10 protein-coding genes are annotated in these 20,251 nt (G+C 37.4%); 4 read left to right on the forward strand and 6 right to left on the reverse strand.

The window, feature by feature from the left end:
* The first annotated feature begins 92 nt into the window (after positions 1-92).
* Entirely contained in the window at positions 93-9,950 is a 9,858-nt protein-coding gene (locus tag AC3B7A_RS06040) for an SLAP domain-containing protein (RefSeq protein ID WP_489755236.1), read from the forward strand.
* A 1,134-nt stretch (positions 9,951-11,084) separates the two neighbouring features.
* On the opposite strand, the gene AC3B7A_RS06045 is transcribed toward AC3B7A_RS06040, so the two are convergent.
* Positions 11,085-11,252: a hypothetical protein gene (locus tag AC3B7A_RS06045; RefSeq protein WP_489755237.1), complete on the reverse strand. Its 168-nt coding sequence runs from the start codon at positions 11,250-11,252 to the stop codon at positions 11,085-11,087.
* Positions 11,253-11,462: 210 nt separating this feature from the next.
* On the opposite strand from AC3B7A_RS06045, the gene AC3B7A_RS06050 reads away from it, so the two are divergent.
* Entirely contained in the window at positions 11,463-12,380 is a 918-nt protein-coding gene (locus AC3B7A_RS06050) for a P63C domain-containing protein (protein ID WP_489755238.1), read from the forward strand.
* Positions 12,381-12,479: 99 nt separating this feature from the next.
* Here AC3B7A_RS06050 and AC3B7A_RS06055 read toward each other — a convergent pair whose 3' ends face one another.
* The 5 genes from AC3B7A_RS06055 to AC3B7A_RS06075 all read right to left on the reverse strand — a co-directional run bounded on the left by AC3B7A_RS06055 (position 12,480) and on the right by AC3B7A_RS06075 (position 15,767).
* Positions 12,480-12,608 carry a hypothetical protein gene (locus tag AC3B7A_RS06055; protein WP_489755239.1) on the reverse strand — a complete coding sequence of 43 codons (129 nt, stop codon included), beginning with the start codon at positions 12,606-12,608 and terminating at the stop codon, positions 12,480-12,482.
* Between the two features lie 213 nt (positions 12,609-12,821).
* Positions 12,822-13,745: an aldo/keto reductase gene (locus AC3B7A_RS06060; RefSeq protein WP_489755240.1), complete on the reverse strand. Its 924-nt coding sequence runs from the start codon at positions 13,743-13,745 to the stop codon at positions 12,822-12,824.
* Between the two features lie 73 nt (positions 13,746-13,818).
* Positions 13,819-14,484, reverse strand: a complete 666-nt coding sequence (gene cbpA / locus AC3B7A_RS06065; RefSeq protein ID WP_489755241.1) for a cyclic di-AMP binding protein CbpA — start codon at positions 14,482-14,484, stop codon at positions 13,819-13,821.
* An 11-nt stretch (positions 14,485-14,495) separates the two neighbouring features.
* Positions 14,496-14,639 (reverse strand): hypothetical protein, encoded by a 144-nt coding sequence (locus AC3B7A_RS06070; RefSeq protein ID WP_489755242.1) that lies wholly within the window; start codon positions 14,637-14,639, stop codon positions 14,496-14,498.
* Between the two features lie 159 nt (positions 14,640-14,798).
* Complete coding sequence (locus AC3B7A_RS06075; protein ID WP_489755243.1) at positions 14,799-15,767, reverse strand: L-lactate dehydrogenase; 969 nt, start codon at positions 15,765-15,767, stop codon at positions 14,799-14,801.
* 391 nt (positions 15,768-16,158) lie between these two features.
* On the opposite strand from AC3B7A_RS06075, the gene pth reads away from it, so the two are divergent.
* Entirely contained in the window at positions 16,159-16,716 is a 558-nt protein-coding gene (gene pth / locus AC3B7A_RS06080; RefSeq protein ID WP_489755244.1) for an aminoacyl-tRNA hydrolase, read from the forward strand.
* An 11-nt stretch (positions 16,717-16,727) separates the two neighbouring features.
* Complete coding sequence (gene mfd / locus AC3B7A_RS06085; RefSeq protein ID WP_489755245.1) at positions 16,728-20,249, forward strand: transcription-repair coupling factor; 3,522 nt, start codon at positions 16,728-16,730, stop codon at positions 20,247-20,249.
* Positions 20,250-20,251: the final 2 nt, after the last annotated feature.

Consider the following 20,251-nt stretch of genomic DNA (forward strand, 5'->3'; position numbering starts at 1 on the left):
TTCGATAAATTATTTACCGAATTAATGCTAATGATAATTAAAATCATTTCTAAAAAATTGCAATATTTCAGACTAGTAAAGGAGAAGTTATCATGAATAGGAGCAAAAGATTATTAGCCACGATGGGTGTGACACTATTCTCATCAACATTGTGGTTGTCGGCTAATAAAACGACCACTAAAGCCGATGAAATTAATGATGAAGGAAAAGTTGATCAAGCTGCCCCCGGACAAGCAATGCAAGCAACCGATCCCAGTGAAGTTAATCAATCAGCGAATGTCAAACAGGATGAAATTAGTGCGCGTTCCATTGACGATGAAACTAACGCTAACGAGTCTAATAATGTGACAAATAACCAACAAGGCAATCAGGCACAAGCTGGTAATACTGTTACTAACACTGATCAAAATTCCGTAAGTGATTCTGATGTAAGCGATAACAATAATGCTGCTAATGTAGATCAAGACCAAAATCAAAACAATGTTGGTAATGCAGATAATACTAATGACAGTACAACTAATCTGCCTAATAATTCTGATGTAAATGATCATAATTCTAACCAATTAGAACAACCAGATGGTACTGACACTGATAATAATCCAAGTGTAGTACATAATGATGCAGATGAAACGACTAAACCTAATATTGCTAACCTTGATGGTGAAGGGGTAGTAACAGTTATAACATCAGACCAATTTATTAATGCTTACACCGCTGCTAGTACCAAGAAAATTATTTTAGCTGCAGATATAATAGTCAATTCTTCAGGTTATTTAACAGCTGTCAGCTCAGATCTAACCATTGAGAGTGAATCTCCTGAAGCACCACATATTTTGGAACTCCGGTCTAGTTCTACTGGTTCTGGTCTGTTTACAAAAGGTATTTTGAGAATAAACAATTTGATTGTCTATTCTAATGGTTACGTCACGTGGTCTCAGAACAGTGAACCGAGTATTTATTTTAATAATGTGACTGCTTACTGTGTGACGTTGTTTACTCATTCTGGTGGCGCCAATGAGTCATTTCATTTTTTGGGTACTTCACAGATTTATGGAGTTTCATCTTATACTTCACCAATTGATCACACAATTCACGGCGAAACAAACGGTAATACTTTGATCATGGCTGTGCAAAATACTGCAAAGCTAATCTTTGAAGAAAACTCACGAGTTACTTTCAATCTGTCAAAAACTGAAAGTGGACAGACGTTCTTTCTGGTTAATAATTCGTCAGTTGAATTAAAAGCCAATGCTAATGTGACGATTAATTCGGAAGCCACTACTAATAATGCTAAAGTTTTTAATCTTGATAAAAATAGCTCAATGGTTTTGGATGATAGTTCCAAACTGACTTTAAACGTCAAAGAAAGTAAATATCATTATACCAATCCTTTTGATTTAGATGGAAGTTTAGACATTAATCAAAATGCAGTATTAAGTGTTAATACTGAGGGCTCTTTTGAAACTGGTTCAAATACTAATGTATTCAATGGCAATGGTAAACTAAATATCAATAAAAACGGTACTTTACAAATTAATTGTTCCAATATGGGAAACGCGACGAATCTTGGAGTTATTAATCTTGGGAGCGGTTCGCTAAAAGTCGATGGCGGTAGTTTAAAAATTGTTACTGATGGTACTGGTAATTTTGTTGATATTTGTAATTTTGGAAAGACGACTATTACAGATCCGAAGTCTTTCGTCTTGGATGCAGGTAATAATTCTTCTGCAACATTATTCAATGGTACTGGAACCTTAAAGTTCAATAATGTTAAATTTGTTGATAGCCAGTCAAAGACGCATGTCTTGAAAAAACTGAATTTTACATTGAATAATAGCAAGGTTCAAACCATTGGGCAAAATCTAACTGATGCTGATGCCAGTGATATTGTTGGTACCTCAAAAGCTGATGAAGCCGCGGTGAAGGCTGCTTTAGAAGGAAAAACCTTTTTGGGCAAGCATTTTGGGACGGACTTAGAAGTTAATGATATTGCTTTAAATGATAACTCCATTCAAGTAGATATTGCTAACCACCAGATTACTGGTCAGACCAACTTAGGTAATGCCCACGTTAAAGTGCAAATTAAACATGACGATGATTCTTTGGTAAACTTCCCCAACAGTAATGTACCTGGTGATAATTGGCGCACTGACCAAACATTTTTAACTGACAGTGATGCGGGTGGCAACTTTAGTTTTGATATTGCTGATGTAGTTTTGAAGAAAGGTGATCATTTAGTCTTTAGTGCGCAAAAAGATTTTCAAGATAGTGCCACCTTTGAACTAAACGAAGATATTTATCAAGAAGCTGTAGACGCGGCATTGGCAGAATTGGAAACTCAATTCAATACGGATCAGCCAACCTTGTCAGATATAGGTGAGACCTTAGGTAATCCATATTTGGTTGGTTCTTTAGAAGAAGCCTATAATACGGCAGGCACAAATGTTAAAGATGCGAAGACTAATACGACCTTAGGCCAGATTACGACTGCCAAACAAAAAGGTTTGGATGCAATGGCCGCAACTATGGCCTTGCCCCAACTACAAACAACGGCGATTAATAAGTTAAAAGACCATCTAAATGGTAATGGTTCTGATATTAATGGTGCGGTCAATGATATTAATAATTTAGGCGCGGATCAGAATGGACATTTAACTAGTGCTCAGGTTAATTATTTTAATCAAGATGGGACTGATGGCAGTAAATGTTTAACTAATGTGGCTTATGAAGCTGCTGTGCAACAAATTAAAGCCGCGCAGAATAGTACTGATGTTGATACCGCTGAACAAAATGGCGAAAACGACTTAACAGCATTAGTTAACTTAGCGCAAAAGTTAAGTGATACCAATCAAGCTATTACTGATTTAGGTTCAGATAACAATGAGAATGGTCATTTAAGCGCCAGTGAAGTCAGTTCAGCCTTAGATCAAGTTGATCAAAAGGTACAAGCCATTATTACCGACTATCGACAAAAAACGACTTCTGAAGCTAGACAAAAAGTTGTGGATGAGGGGTTGGTTGATTTAGCTAAAGGCTTAGCTACTGCTCAATTGCAAGATTGCGTTAATAAAGCAAAAGCTGATTTGAATAATTTAAGTACGGATAAAGGTGGTCATTTAAGTCAAGACCAAGTTAATGGTTATATAAACGAAATTATTAATACAGATACTGGTGCACAAGCTAATGGTCAAGCTGCAATTAATGCCGCTACTGATGTGCAAGGAGCAGCAGCTGCTTTTGATGGAACTGATGGAGCCAAAGGTAAGATTGAAGCAATTGTGGCGGCTGCTACAGGAGTATCAGACGTTAACAATGGCTTCTTAACGGATGACACTGACAATGGTTTGGCTGGCTGGATTAGTGCTGCTCAACAACACATTCAAGAATTAAACAATTTAACAGGCCAAAGTAATACTAGTGATCAGACGCAACAAGTCGGAAAACTATTTAATTTATTAGAGCAGGTTCAACAAACTATTACTGATGATTTAGGTAATATTGATGCTGCTGGTTTAACAGATGATTGGAAGAATGGCGAAAAAGCGAAAGTTACTCAGATTACTGCTTTGGCTGATGCTATGAATACTGCCATGGGTGAGTTACAAAGCCAACATGATGCAGCAACTAATACAATTAATGGCTTGCAGAACTTGGATAACAAGTCATATTACCTTGATCAAGTTGATCAGGCTTTTAAACCAGCGACAACTGGGTTAAATAATATTACTATTGATACGACAACAACTGATGTAACTGATATTGAAAAGACTGAACTATTAGGAATTGCTCAAGGCTTAGCTAGTGCTCAATTGCAAGATTGTGTTAATCAAGCAACAGTTGATTTGGATGCCTTGAGTACTGCCAATGGTGGTCATTTAAGTGCTAATGTTGTTCAAGATTATAAAAATAAAATTACAAATTCTGATTCAAGTAAGGAAACTGAACAAACTAAAGGTCAAGCGGCAATTAATGCAGCAAGTGACGCTGATAAAGCTAATAGCGCTTTTACCACAGCCCAAGCAGCTATTAATGAGATTGTGCAAGGCGCTCAAGGTGACGCTGATGCTAACAATGGTTTCTTAAATAATACAACGGATGGTTTAGCTGGCTGGATTAATGATGCTAAGCAACAGATTGAGGCCTTGCAACATTTGACCGTCGGTAGTACACCAGCTGATACAAATGAGCAAGTTGGCAAATTGTTGGCATTAGTGGACGACGTTCAATCAGCAATTACCAATGATTTAAACAATTTAGCTGCTAATGGTTTAACTGAAGAATGGAAGACTAACGAAAAAGCAAAGATTAATGTTATCACTGATTTAGCTACTAACCTTGATACTGCCATGGATAAGCTACAAACCGCTAAAAATAGTGCTGATCAAACGGTTGACACTGATTTGACAGCTTCAACTGATCAACAAACTTATAAAGATAATATTGATGGTGCTTATAATACGGCAGTTAGTGGTTTTGATACTCTGATTGTCACAACCACAACCCAAGACCAAATTGATGCTGCGGTTAAGACTGGTTTAACGCAAATTGCTCAGAAGTTAGCTGGTGCGCAACTTCAAAATTGGGTCACGGCTGCCGTTAATAAAATTAATGCTTTAACGCATTTAACAAATGAACAAAAGACAAAGTATCAACAACAAATTACAAGTTCTGATCCAAGTACAGAAACCGAACAAACTAAAGGGCAAGCTGCGATTGATAGTGCTACTGATGCAACAAAGGCTGCTAATGCTTATCAAGCTGCTCAAGCAAATATTAATAATATTGTTAGTCAAGCTACAACGGCTGATGAAGTTACTCAATGGTACAATACCGAAAAGGAAAACATTACTAATTTAGGTGACAATAAACAAGGGCATTTAACAACCACAGCACCTGACGCCGAACATAAGTCGCAAGTGGATACCTTAGTGGAACAATTAGAGACAGCTTACAATGAAGTCTTAAGTGATCTAGAAAATCCTAGTGCCGATTTTAACTCGGAAAAAGAACAACAAAAACTAACTGCAGTAACTGGTAAAGCAACAGACATGAATACGGCCATGGGTAAGTTACAAACTGCTTACCAAACAGCTCAAGATGAAACAGCTGCTGACAAACTCGGTCATTTAAGCACAGAGCAACAGGGCTCATATCAAGGACAAGTAACAAGTGCTTATCAGGCTGCAGTAGCTGAGATTACTGCGGGAACGGCTAATGCTGAAACTGCTGGTGAAACGGCGTTACAACAAGTGGTGGATCAAGCGCAATTGGCGGAACATAAAGCTGATAATCAAAGCCAATTAGATAGTTATGCGCAAACTGCGAGTGACATAATTGGTCATTTGACGGCCACTCTGCAACCAACAGATATTCAAAAGTATCAAGATCAAATTACCAATACCACTGATGGCGCCCAAACGACAGCAAATCAGAATATTGAGAAAGCTGATAGTATTGAAAATGCTGATAAAGCTTTAAGTAATGGTAAAACAGCAATTGATGCGATTGTTACAGCGGCGAAAAACTTATCCGGTAATTTAAGTAAAGTAGCTGGTTGGTATAATACTGCTAAGGATAATATTAATAAGTTAGCTGCAAGTAGTCATAATGAAGACAGTTATTTAACTGGTGCTGCTGATTCAACTGATACCAGTACGCAAGTTGGTAAGTTATTAGCTGATTTAGCTAGTGCTTATGAACAAGTTAAAACAGATGCTGCTAAACCAGGCTTTGATAGTACCCAAGAACCAAGTTCCTTAACTGATGTTGTGACTAAAGCTCAGGCTATGAATACGGCTATGCAAACAGTAGAAGTCGCTTATCAAACAGCCAAGGATGCTTTGAGTAATTTACACCATCATGATGAGTTAGTTGCTGGTAATCAATTAACAACGGCTTTAGATAATGCTTATCAAACCGCCCAAGCTGATTTAAGAGATGCAACTACTGCCAACATGTCGGCGCAAACTACTGCTGAAAAGACAAACATTGAGGGTGTAATTGCGTTAGTACAAGACCAAGCAACGGCTTGGGACGCTCTGGAAACCATTTATAACAATGGTGTGATTGATTTAAATGGTGCTGCGGGCAATCACTTTGGTGCTAACTTAACTGCGGCTTTGAAGAAGTTAAAAGACCAGTACGATATTGAAGTTGGTAAGATTAAAGCTGCAGACAAAGGCACGATAGAATCTGTTAGTTCCTTAGCGCAATCTAATGTCCGCGACTTGTTGGCAACCTTAAAAGAACAAAATACGCAATTAGGGTCGTTAGCTACTGCTAAACAAGAGGTGGAAACAGCTTTAAGTAATGCTACCGATTTAAGCCATGATCAACAGACTAATTTCACTGAAAAAATTACAACCACTTATAATCAGGCTGTCAATGATGTCTTGGGTACTACAGATTCAACTACTGCTCAAACAACGGGCCAAGCAGGAGTTGACGCATTACAGAAGATTAAAGAAACAATCACCCAAAAAGCCACAATTATGCAACAGTTACAAAGTGACTACAATACTGCAGTCAATCACATCAAAGAGTTAGGTACAACTGGTCATAACTTAACGGGTGGTACGACGCCAACTGATGAAGCTCAACAAGTTGGTAAGTTATTAGCTCAATTAGCGGCAGCGAAGACAACAATTGAAACTAACTTACAAAACGCCACTGATTTGCCAGAAGGTTGGTTAACTGATCAAGAAACGAAGAACTTTAAGCCGGTAACGGATTTAGCTGATAATATGAATACGGCTATGGGTGTGATTAACGCAACTGTTATTGCCGCTAATACTGCTATTGGTAAGTTGGATCAATTAACTGACCAACAAGCTGGCTTGAAGCAACAAGTTAATGAGCAACAAGCTAAGATTGTCGACCAAATTACTAAAGCTGATGCAACGACTAATCTTAATAAAGTAGCGAGTGACGGTGCCACAGCTATTAATAAATTATTGAAGTTACCGCAGGCTCAAAACGATGCCTTAACAGCCTTGCAGACACAAATTACCACAGCTAAGAATCAGCTTGAAACCACAGCTGGTTTGACGGCTGAGCAAAAGACGCAATTTAAAGAGCAATTAGATCAAGCGCAAAGTTCATTAACTACTAAAATCAAAGCAGCAGCAAGCGTCGAAGCCATTAACCAAGTTCAGACCCAAGTTATTACGGATTTAACGAGTTTAGCCACGACTTTAGGTCAAGCCAACAATGATTTAACTGGTTTAGCGAATATTAGTGCTGAGCAACAAACTGATTTCTTAAATCAAGTCAACACCGCTGCTACCACAGCCTTAACCGGTATGCAAGATAGTAACACCGAAACTACGGCCTTTAACAAAGGAACCGCCGCCATTAATGCAATTGTGGCTTTAGCGCAACAATTAGCTGCTAATAAGCAAAAGATTAATGATTTAGGTCAAGGCGACAACAAGTTAGACCAAGACCAAATCAATCAATTACAACACCAAGCTGACCAAACAGCAACTAATGGTGTTAGTGCCATTGAAACGGCACAACAAGATTCCAGTAAGACGGCGCAGGATGTCACCAATGCCGCCAGTCAACAAAACAACGCTTTAGATCAGTTAGTAGCGACTGCTAAACAGAAGCAAAAGTTGCAAGCAAGTATTAACCAAGCAGTCAATGACGCCAAACAACAAATTCAAGATTTAGGTAAACCGGACAAAGGTGGTCACTTAACCGCTGATCAAGTTAATAATTTATTAGAGCAAGTCACAACCGAACAAACAGCGATGTTAAATGATTTAAATGAAACTAACGATGTTACTGAAAACTGGCTCAATCAAGAAAAGCAGAAGTTACGGCCAACGTTAGACTTAGCCGAGACGATCAATGCAGCCATGCAAAAAGTTGATCAAGCCGAAGCGGCCGCCAATGAGGTAATTGCGGGTTTAAATCATTATGAAGCTGACCAAGATAGCTTGAAACAAGACGTGCAGAACCAAAAAACGCAGGCGATTGCCGTTATCAATCAAGCCAGTTCGGCTGCTGCTATTACCCAAGCCGCTAAAGATGGTGTAAAAAACATTAAGCAAGTAACAGACTTGAAGCAACAACAAAATGCCGCTTGGAATGCCTTGGATGATGAGTTAAATCGTGAGCAACAAGAATTAGGTAGTTTAGCGCAAGGTGGTAATTTAAGTAGTGACCAAGTTAACCAATTACAACAACAAGTTACAACTGCTTATGAAACTGGTTTAAGCCAAATTAAACAGGAAACGACCGCTGCCAACGTTGCTGGTGAACAACAACAAACCATTGAGCAAATGAAACAACAAGTCACTTTAGCCCAACAAAAAGCCCAGGCAGTGCAACAGATTAAGCAAACACAAAAACAAGCCCAACAAGCTTATGATGCTGCGGAAGCTTTGAATAGTGATCAACAAACTATCTTACAGAGTCAAATTAGTCAACAAGCCACAGCAGCCATTGATCAAATCTTAGCGGCAACAGATCAAAGTGGTGTGGATCAGGTTCAACAAACCGGAACTAAGCAATTAAATGACACTAAGACTTTGATTAATCACAAGAACCAAGCGATGCAGGCATTAAAACAAACCTATCAAGAAGAACAAGCGAAGATTAATGGTTTAACGCATTACCAAGATCAAATTGGCAGTTTGAATGGTTTGTTGGAGACCGCTTATCAAGCAGCGCAAGGCAGCATTACTAATGCCGAATTAACAGAAGTTGATCCGCACAAACAAACTGGAATTGAAAACATGCAACAAGTGGTTCAAGTGACGAAAGCTAAAGATGATAGCTTAACGAACTTAGAGCAACATTATCAAGATACCACGGATCATTTGAACGATTTAACGGACTTAACGCCCGAACAAAAAGACGACACTCAACAAAAAGTTGATGCGGCTTATCAAGCGGCCAAAGATCAAATTGATCAAAGTCAAGGTGTGGATGCTGCTCACGCTGCGGAAGCCGACGGGGAAAATCAAATTAGTAATGAAGTGGTTAAAGCTCAAGTAGCGCAAGCTAGTGCGGTTGCCATTAATGCCATTCATCAAGCAGCTGATCAAGCGGTCAAGAACTTAGAGAACAATACCAGTTTAGACGCTGATAAACGCCAAGATCGGATCTTTGCGGTGCGGCATGCTGAAAGTGCGGGCATTGACCAAGTTCAACAAGCAACGAGTGTGGCAGCTGTCAACCAAGCCCAAAATGATTGCATTCAACGCATCAATAGTTTAGCGGGCACAGGTAGTGTCAACTTGACTGATAATCTTGGTAGTGGCTTGAGTCAAAGTCATACGGTGCGCAATCCCGGTATTGCCATTGTTAAACCCGATGTCACGGGTGGTTTCATTCACTTGTATGACCAGCAAGGTCACCAGTTGGAGCAAGTCTTAGCCGCCAATACTGATTGGAAAGTTGATTATATTTATACGCACAATGATGGCACGATGTATTACCGCGTAGGGGCTAATGAATATGTTAAAGCTGATGATGTCAACTATACTAAGATTGGTAAACGCCAAATCATTGATGGGGTAATTACCGTGCAACCAACTGCAGGTCAAGACTTCATCACCGTGTATAGTGATCAAGGTGCCGCACTGAAGCAACAATTGCCAACGGGCACACGGTGGTTAGTCAATGCGCAAGAAACATTAGCTGACGGACAAGTTTATTATCAAGTCGCTCCACATCAATATGTGCGAGCCCTGGATGTTGCGGTCATGACGACGGCGATTGTCACCAAGCCACAGAACGGAACCTTAAGCTTGAAAGAACAAGCGGCACCAATTTATCATTATCAACCACAAATTGGTTTCTTAAGTCGTTCCACGGATAAACACTTAACTCGTCAAGCTACTTGGAACTTTGATCAAGTTCTAACGGTTAACGGTCATCGTTATTATCAAGTTGGTGATAATGATTGGGTCAGAGATGTGGATGTTAAATTGAATTAAAGTTAATAAGTAACAGTAATGTGACCTCTGAGGTTAGGAAAACTTCGGAGGTCATTTTTATGTCCAAATTATTTAATCAAGATAAAATTGATATGAATTGGTTCCAGAAGTATTAAGTCGCAGATTTAAAGTTGTTTACGTGCGATTAAACATTCTTTATTATGTTGCACATGGGGATCTGCACTCATTTTTCTCTACTAGCAATAACCAAATTAAAAGGACTAATTTCGATTGAGTATCGGAAACTAGTCCTTAATTAAACTTTAAACATCTATTCTAATTTTTTGGTTCGTATCAAGTTTAGATTTTTGACTTTTTTACCAATTTGGGGTGTATTAGTTTTAGTTATAGGCATAATTATAGCTTGGATAAAGAGCTTAGATGAAGATTATTAAAATAAAAAAGACCACATCTTCGGTTAATGTGATCTTTTTTCGCGATGGCTCCCTTAGAGATTTCACCGTTCATTAATTGCATTTTACTTACCAATTAGTAATAATTTCAAGTTTTACCTAGACCGACTTTTTAATTCAATTTTTTAACTAGTACCAGGCAGACTGTTTGCATATATGTCCCTTACTTTTTGAATATCCAAGTACATAGGGAAAATATTACTATGTGTAATATAGTAAGGATCATCATCACTATGGTGAAGAGATTTGAATGAAAAAGCTTCATAAAATTCTGTAGCGTTGGGAAGTGATTCTATAGTTATGCTAGTAAATCCTAAACCATATTTATAACGTATTTTTAACAACCTGCTAAACAGTTCTTTTATCATAGCAGTCCCTATGTACTATCTGTGTAGATTTTTGTCTACGCCAAAATAACTGATTTCAACTGAAGGTAATTCCGTGCCTAATGAGTGTTCATTCTCAATTGATTTTTTATGATTAAATAACTCTACGTCATAAAGGCTATTAATTAATAGCATACTGGATTTAATTGCATACAGACCTATTACTTGATGACTGTTCTCATCATAGAAATCGTTGTTGACATAATATCTTCTTGCTCATATAAATACGCTTTTTGTTTAACGAAGGTATTAATTTTTTGCTCTCCAGAGTCAAATTGATTTAAGTTATCTTTGCCATAAGATTTAACAAATATTAGATATGCTACAGTTTTCTATCAAAATGCGGCCTTTGTAAGTAATTTAGCAGCCTTTAATACTTCTTTTTTTTCTTTATCTTTATCTTTAGCGTAAATTGAAGGATTAAGTACTTCAAGTACTTTTTGATGTTCTTTATTATTTGTTACGGTAATTACCGTGACACCATTTTTCTTTTCGATTTTCATATTTAACATCCTTTCAATTAAGATTTAATTCTCTCATAACTTATGGTATTGATGTTTTAGACCAATGTCAACTAAAATTCATTTTGACACTGTAAGTTTGATCTTTATTAACATGAATGTGCACTTGTTTAACAATGCTAATTTTACAACTTAAAACAAAGTGCTATAAGTGCAATGTGAATATTGGATCGGTGGTAAAAAACGGTTAAAATGATAGCGCATTCAAAAAAGGCGGAATTGGACAATGTTGTTCTAAATTGTATGGTAACTAAAAGTGGTAAACGATTAATTACGGCATCTAGTGTATTTAGAGCTGTGGGGAGATCAAGAAGTAGATCAAGAAGAGGAAATAAACGAGTATCTAATTATCACGCTTTCATAGGTGCAAAAAATTTAATTCAGTTTATTTCGGAAGACTTAAGACAAAAACTGCTTCCAATTGAATATAAAGCTAAAAATGGTAAAGTATCAGAAGCATATGATGCATCGGTAATTCCAGAAATAGCTGATTTATATATAGAAGCACACGACAAAGGTGCATTAACTAAAATACAAGAAAAAGTGTATATAAAGTCTTTAATAATTGTTAGATCATTGGCTAAAGTAGGTATGGTAGCTTTAATTGATGAAGCTACTGGATATCAGTACGATCGTGAAAGTCAAGCTCTTTTACAATTATTACAAGCATATGTTTCAGAAGATTTACTTAAATATATGCCACATTTTCCAAAAGAATATTATCAAGAAATATATAGATTATATGGTATTTCAGAATCATTTGATCCTAAAAATACTAAGCACCCTCAGTGGATAGGGCATTTTACTAATAAGTATGTATATGGTGTATTTCCTGATGAAGTAATGGAAGAAATAAGAAAGAAAAATCCTCTAACTATGTCTTCAAATGGTACGGTCTATAGGGTGCATAAAAACTTTCAATTTTTGACGGACAATATAGGAATACCACAACTTGATCAGCATTTAGCTAAATTAATTGGGGTTATGCAATTATCTGATAACAAAGAAGATTTTGATGAGAAATTTAAAAAAGTATTTGCTAAAGAATTAGAGAGAAAAAACTTTGAAGAGGATATAAAAAATGGATTAATTCCGTTAGACTTAAGATAAATAGAAGCTGTGAATTACGTTTAGTTTTTGTACCCTTAAGGATTGAGCAATAGAAAAAGTTAACTATTTGTCCAGTAAACCCACACCTGAGACAACGTTTTAGAAGATAAAGTAGTATGACACCAAAGCACCCTTACCATTAATAAATTGACGCTCAACAGATTCAAAATTAATGTTAGGATCTTTAACTTCCAGGATTAAACTGGTATAATAATTATCTAAGGGCATTGTTTTTCCTTCTTTCAATAGTTTTTGACGACTAAATTGTAACATAGGGGGCAATGTTCTTTTATTGTGTCCAAAAATAAATTGGTCTACATAAAAAGAGTGCCGATGAAATTACTCATCAACACTCAATATTATAGAACAAAAATTAGTTCTTAATTAAACTTAAAAAATCTATTCTGATTGGTGTGCACAGCGCTTTTTAGCTCTGAATACTTAAATAAAATTCGAAAAAGCCTGATCAATAGTTTGATAGTCTTGCTCGGATAACTTGATTGTGCCAGCTTTGGCGTTTGCTTTAACCTGATCACTAGTACGGGCTCCGGGAATTACTACACTAATTTGAGGATTAGCTAAATACCAAGCAAGAATAACTTGCGTGACCGTTGCTTGTTGAGCATTGGCAATTTGGCGGATTCGTTCTAAAGCTTGTAAAATCTGCCCAAATTGCTCTTGGGTAAATTGTTTAGCAAACTTTTCGTAATTATTGCTAGAATATTTGCCCGTTAACAATCCTGAAGCTAGGGGAAAATAAGGAACAAAGGAAATCTGTTCTGCCTGCAAATAAGGCCATAAAGCTTGCTCGGCTTCCCGATGAACCAAGCTGTAATTATCTTCGACAATATCAATTAAATGCTCAGCATTGGCTTCTTTAATTTGTTCTAAAGTAAAGTTAGAAACACCAATAGCTTTGATTTTACCAGCTTGCTTTAATTCGTTCAAAGCTTTGACGGCTTCGGTTTTGTTAGTTGTTTGATCTGGAAAATGAATATAAAAAATATCAATATAATCAGTTTTGAGTCGTGCCAAAGAATCAGCAACTGCTTGTTTCAAAAAAGCAGGTTGATTATTAGGTTGCATGTCTTGGTTGGGATCTTGCGCAGCCTTAGTGGCAATAACAATTTTAGAACGATCGTAGTCCTGAATCACATCACCAATAATTTCTTCAGAACGACCATTGCCATAAGCATAGGCCGTATCTAATAGATTAATACCTGAATCTAAAGCTTGGCGAACAACGGCATAACCATCTTGATCATTTAAGTTAGCAAATAAGTTGTGACCACCAACTTTATTCGTACCCAAGCCTAATTTAGTAGCTTGAACGGTACTTTGACCAATGTTTACTGTTTGAATCATTAAGTAACCTCCTAAGAGTTAGTTACTATATTGTAATTTTTAATCTTCACAACAGCAAATATTTGGTTTGCAGTTAAGCCTTGGGTAATTCGTTGAGAATATTACCTTTTTGTAGGTCATCAATTTCTGCCACCCGAAAATTATTTTGTTCGAGTTCGGCGACAATTTTTTCTAAAGTAGCTGGCTTGATTCCAGCCTGTAAAGTGAATAAATTGCGCCGTACTAAAGCCGTTTTGCGTGCATCTAAAGTTAGGCAACCAGCAATGTTAGCATAATCACTAATGATTGAAGACATGGCAGCTAACTCACCACTTTGACCTGAAGAAATGACCGTCAAGACATAACTACCAGTACTAATATTCCAAGCTTCTGATAACATATTGAGCAACTTGGTGTGCGTTAAAATGCCAAAGAAATGGCTATTTTCATCTAAAACCGCAATATATGGTAGATCTTTGATGTTAAAGAAGACTTTAAAAAACGGTGCGTTAACCGGAATGGTTTTAGTAGCATTTTTAATCAGATAAGTAACTGGCAAGGACATATCGCCGCCACGTGATTTGTGGCGATAGATATGCATTTTATAAATGTTGCCGCGAAAAATGGTGCCCGTTTCATCTAAGATGGGCACACAGCGAAACCCCGTATCTTCTAAAATTTGTAATGCTTCCTCTAAGGTGACAGATTCTTGCACGGTTGTTAGAAATTGTTTTTTTAAAACTAAAGATTTAATTAACATAATTTTCTCCTTTACTCATCACGAGAAGCAAAGTAAGCTGCTGGCCAAAAAGCAACAAACAAGGGAACGATGCCCAACCACCAGTTTTCCAAGGCAATTCCTCCGAGTACACTTAATAAACATAAGATTAATAAAATAATCATCAAATTCTTCATTAATATAACCTCCAATTGATGTCCAGTACTCTTATTGTAAAGCGAAGTTGGTTGTTTGACAATTAAACTCACTGGATTTTGTGGCAATCTCCTTGTTTTCCACAAAAAAAGAGACCAGAACTAGCGTCCCAGCCTCCCAAAATTATTAATTATTTAAAATTAAATGCCAACTTCTTTAAAACTGTCATCAGCAACTTTTCTTAATTGTGCTGCAGAGTTAGCCATTTTTTCTTTTTCAGCATCAGTTAAAGGAATTTCCAAGATCTTTTGGACACCGTTACGGTTAATCACAGTTGGTGAACTGATGTACAAATCTTTGACACCATATTGACCATCCATACCAACAGATAATGGTAAAACAGTATTTTCATCACGTAATAAAGCTTGGCAAATGCGAGCTAAAGCCGTACCAATACCGTAGAAAGTTGCACCTTTGGTATTAATAATATCGTAAGCGGCATTAACAATTGTATCGTTTAATTCATCTAAACGCTTGTCAGTTAAGTCAGGATGTGTAGCTTCCAATTCTTTCATTGTTAAACCACCAACAGTAACGTGTGACCAAGCAGCAAATTCACTGTCACCATGTTCACCTAAGATGTAACCATGAACTGAACGAGGATCAACGTTTAATTCTTGACCAACAAATTTGCGTAAACGAGCAGTATCTAATGAAGTACCAGTACCAATAACACGTTCTCTTGGGAAACCAGAAATCTTCCAAGTACCATAGGTTAAAATATCTACTGGGTTAGCAGCAACTAAAAAGATACCATTGAAGCCAGAATCAACAATTGGTTTAACAATTGTTTGTAAAATCTTTAAATTCTTATTAACTAAATCTAATCGAGTCTCACCCGGTTTTTGTGGTGCACCGGCGGTAATGACCACGATGTCAGCATCTTTTGCATCACTATATTCAGCAGAATAAAGTTTTGTTGGATGACTTAATGGTGTAGCATCAGCAAGATCTAACGCGTCACCCTTTGTCTTATCTTTTGCAATATCAGTAATGCCGATTTCATTGGCAATACCTTGTAAAGTCATTGCATAAGCAAATGTTGAACCAACAGCCCCATCACCAACTAATAAAATTTTAGTATGATTTTTATCAGTAATACTTGTCATGAATTCTACCCCTTTTTTTAACTTTGTTAATTATTGCACGACTTGATTTTACCACTCAATTTCTGAAACGCAAAGGGCTTTGTGTAAATTGACACTATTAAATTTGTTAAACATTTTCTGAAAAAGTTAAAAAAACTTTAGTTAATGGATTGATTATTGGCTTCAACAGTTAGTTTGAATGTCACGGTTTTAGACCGTTTGAGCAACCAGATAGTCGATCAATTATTAAGTTCAATCGGCGTTTAGTAGTTTGGTACTTTAGTGCCGATGTAGCTTATAAATGTTATAATCAAATCACAAAGGTTAAATTAAATTTTATAAATGGGCTGATTCTCTGCAAATAGTTGTAGGGACGCTTTTTATTTATTTAAATTACAAAACAGGGGCAAATATGAAAGCAATTTTTGGATTAGGAAATCCGGGTCAACAATATGACCAGACTAAACATAATATGGGCTTTATGACCATTGATCACTTAGCACAACATTATCAAGTTGAGCTAACCAAGCAGGAATTTTCTGCTATTGATACTCATTTTAAAGTGGCGGGGGAGACGATTTATTTAGTTAAACCGTTAACTTTTATGAACACCTCCGGTAATGCTGTGAAAATGTTGATGAGTTATTATCAAATTCAACCAGCCGAAATTTTGATTATTCAAGATGATTTAGATATGCCCATCGGAAAAGTTCGCTTACGCATGCAGGGAGCTTCTGGCGGCCATAACGGGATTAAAAGTATTATTTCGGCTGTTGGGACGAAGGAATTTAAGCGGGTCAAAATCGGAATTGGTCACCCAAAACGTTCCCAAGTCGTTAACTGGGTGTTGGCGCCTTTTTCAAAAACAGAAGCTCCGGTGGCTCAAGCGGGCATTAAGCAAGCCGCAGCGGCCATTGAACAATGGATTGAGACTGACAATTTTCAACAAACAATGAATGATTTTAATTAGGGGACGATGTGGTGAAATTAATTGATTTTTTAAAACAAAATCAAGATTTAAAAAAATTTATCGCGCAGTTACAGCCGCAATCTAAGCAATTGTTAACCGGTTTAAATGGTTCAGCTAAGGCTTTATTTTTGGCGACGTTAGTGAACCAGACGCAAAAGCCGATTTTAGTGGTGGTTGATAATAATTATCATGCTGATTTATTATTTGATGACTTACAGCAATTATTACCGCTAAATCAGTTGTATAAGTTTGAGGTGGAGGCTTTATTTGCCACGCAAATAGCAACTAGTTCGCCGCAGGCTTTAAGTAAAAGAATTGCCGCCTTGAACTTTTTACGAACCCAACAACCCGGCGTGGTAGTGAGTTCTGTCAGTGGCTTGGAATATTTTTTGCCAACGGTGCAAGAATTTGGGGAGTTTCAGTCCACGCTGCAGCTGGATCAAGAAATTGATTTAACGAAATTAATCAACCAACTAGTGACTTTAGGCTATCGGCGCGAAAGCCTCGTGGCTCACCCGGGAGAATTTGCTTTACGTGGTGATATTTTAGATTTTTATCCCTTGACGCAAAACCAGCCCATTCGGATTGAGGTTTTTGGCGATGAGATTGATGCCATTCATGAATTTGATCCTCAAAGTCAACGCAATCAAAAAGAATTATTACAAATTCAATTAACCCCCGCCCGCGATCGGTTGGTTAATTCGCAACAATTAATTACGGTGGGTCAACAATTACAACAACGGTTACAAGCTGATTTACGAACCATGAAGGATCAATCCACTAAAAAAGCCTTAACCAAATATTTTCAAGCCGATATTGAACAGTTACAGCAAGCTGAATTTCCCGAGCAAATTAACCAATATGCTGATCTCTTATATCCAAAAGCCACAACGATTATTGATTACTTATTAGATGATGGCATTGTTGTCTATGATGATTACAGCCGTTTACAAGAACAAGAACGGGCAAATGTGGAAGAAAATACGGCGTGGATGAGCGGTCAATTAGAGGCGGGCAAATTGCTGCCGCAACAAAGTTTTAACGTGCCCTTTACCCAAGTAACCGCCGATTTAGCGCAACCAGAAATTTATTTGTCCTTGTTTCAAAAAAGTAGTTATGCTTTTCGCTGGCAACAACTGCTCAATTTAAATAGTCGTAGTGTGCAACAATTTTTTAGTAATTTACCGTTGCTCAAAACGGAAGTTAATCGGTGGCAAAAGCAAGGCTATACCGTCATTTTATTAATTAGTAACCAAGCTAATTTACAAAAATTGCAGCGGACGTTAGCCGATTTTGAAATTACGGCTGTCAAAACGACTTTAGCTACACTTGTTGCTGACCAGGTTCAATTAGTAGCAGGCGGACTGCACTCGGGGATTGATTTACCGAATGAAAAATTGGTCATTATTACTGAAAAAGAATTATTTAACCGTCAACCCCAGCGTAAACGAGTGCGTTCCACGATCAGTAACGCCCAACGCTTAAAAAGTTACACCGACTTAAAGCCAGGGGATTATGTTGTTCATGTTAATCACGGCATTGGTAAATTTTTAGGGACTCAAACCTTAGAAGTTGATGGCAAGCATCAAGACTATATGACCATTGAATATCGCGATGACGGTAAGCTGTTTATTCCGGTCACGCAATTAAATATGGTTCAAAAATATGTTTCTGCGGAAGGTAAAACGCCCAAATTAAACCAATTAGGTGGAACCCAATGGCATAAAACCAAGCAAAAAGTTCAAAAGAATATTGAAGATATTGCTGATGATTTGGTTAAACTCTATGCCAAAAGAGAAGCGGAACCAGGCTTTGCTTTTTCAGCCGATGATGACCTACAAAAGCAATTTGATGACCAATTTGCTTATATTGAAACGCCCGATCAATTACGCAGTATTGCCGAAGTTAAAGAAGATATGCAAAAACCGCATCCCATGGAACGTTTATTAGTCGGAGACGTTGGCTTTGGCAAAACGGAAGTGGCTTTACGCGCGGCCTTTAAAGCCGTAAATGATAATAAACAGGTCGCTTTTTTAGTTCCTACTACGATTTTGGCGCAACAACATTACCAAACGATGTTAGATCGCTTCGCAGATTTTCCAGTTAAAGTGGCAATTATGTCACGCTTTCAGACGCCAGCTCAACAACGAGCAACTAAAAAAGGTTTGGCTGACGGCAGTATTGATATTGTAGTTGGGACGCATCGCTTATTATCAAAAGATATTCAGTTTTTTGATTTGGGACTGTTGATTATTGACGAAGAGCAACGTTTTGGTGTTAAGCATAAGGAACGTTTAAAACAATTAAAGTCACAGATTGATGTGTTATCCATGACAGCTACGCCAATTCCGCGGACTTTAAACATGTCGATGATGGGCGTTCGTGATTTATCGGTAATTGAAACGGCGCCCCCGAACCGTTATCCGATTCAAACCTTTGTGATGGAACAAAATTATGATGTGATTCGTAATGCGATTGAACGGGAAATTCAGCGTGGTGGTCAAGTTTTTTATTTGCATAACCGGGTGGAAGATATGGAACAAACTGTTAGCATCTTAGAAAGCTTAATTCCCGATGTCCGTGTCGGTATTGCCAATGGTCAAATGTCCGAAAACCAATTAGAAAGTGTGATTACCAATTTTTTAAACGGTGAGTATGATGTCTTAGTAACTACAACCATTATTGAAACGGGCGTTGATATTGCCAATGCGAACACTTTAATCGTGGAAAATGCCGATCATTATGGGTTATCACAACTTTATCAACTGCGGGGGCGCGTCGGTCGTTCAAGCCGGGTGGCGTATGCTTATTTTATGTATCAACCGAATAAAACACTGACCGAAGTTGGTGAAAAGCGCTTAGAAGCTGTGAAAAATTTTACCGAATTAGGCTCGGGTTTTAAAATTGCCATGCGGGACTTAGCAATTCGCGGAGCTGGTAACCTGTTAGGTCAACAGCAACATGGTTTTATTGATTCGGTGGGCTATGACTTGTATACCCAAATGTTAAATGAAGCGGTTGCTAAAAAACGTAATCAACAAGCACAACATCCCCGTACGGATGCGCAAATTCGCTTGAATGTTGAGGCCTATTTACCACATGAGTATATTAGTGATGAAAGCCAAAAGATTGAAATCTATAAGCGCTTGCGGGAAGCTAAGTCGGTAGAACAAATTGTTCAATTACAACAAGAACTCAAAGAACGCTTTGGCAAATTTCCTGTTGAAGTCGCTAATTTGTTACAGATTAGTATGATCAAGATTTTAGCCGATCAGGCGTTAATTAAAAAAATTGTGCAAATCAACGAGCGAGTGGAGATTACTTTTGATCAAATAGCTAACCGTTATTTAACTGGCAAATTAATCTTTGCTAATTTGGCTCAAATTGATTTAAAAGCTAAAGTGGCTAACGAACATGATTACTTTGTGGTTTCTTTGCAGTTAACAACACAAACAGATTTGTTAGTGGAATTACCACAATTAATTAAACCATTTGCAAGTCAGGCGCAAACTAATTTAGAAAAATCAAGCTAATT

This window comes from Bombilactobacillus sp. ESL1202, assembly GCF_058107125.1.

Excerpts from the sequence above, each read along its gene's own strand:
- AC3B7A_RS06040 (WP_489755236.1), top strand. The coding sequence starts at position 93 with ATGAATAGGAGCAAAAGATTATTAGCCACGATGGGTGTGACACTATTC.
- AC3B7A_RS06045 (WP_489755237.1), bottom strand. The coding sequence starts at position 11,252 with ATGAAAATCGAAAAGAAAAATGGTGTCACGGTAATTACCGTAACAAAT.
- AC3B7A_RS06050 (WP_489755238.1), top strand. The coding sequence starts at position 11,463 with ATGATAGCGCATTCAAAAAAGGCGGAATTGGACAATGTTGTTCTAAAT.
- AC3B7A_RS06055 (WP_489755239.1), bottom strand. The coding sequence starts at position 12,608 with ATGCCCTTAGATAATTATTATACCAGTTTAATCCTGGAAGTTAAAGAT.
- AC3B7A_RS06060 (WP_489755240.1), bottom strand. The coding sequence starts at position 13,745 with ATGATTCAAACAGTAAACATTGGTCAAAGTACCGTTCAAGCTACTAAA.
- cbpA (WP_489755241.1), bottom strand. The coding sequence starts at position 14,484 with ATGTTAATTAAATCTTTAGTTTTAAAAAAACAATTTCTAACAACCGTG.
- AC3B7A_RS06070 (WP_489755242.1), bottom strand. The coding sequence starts at position 14,639 with ATGAAGAATTTGATGATTATTTTATTAATCTTATGTTTATTAAGTGTA.
- AC3B7A_RS06075 (WP_489755243.1), bottom strand. The coding sequence starts at position 15,767 with ATGACAAGTATTACTGATAAAAATCATACTAAAATTTTATTAGTTGGT.
- pth (WP_489755244.1), top strand. The coding sequence starts at position 16,159 with ATGAAAGCAATTTTTGGATTAGGAAATCCGGGTCAACAATATGACCAG.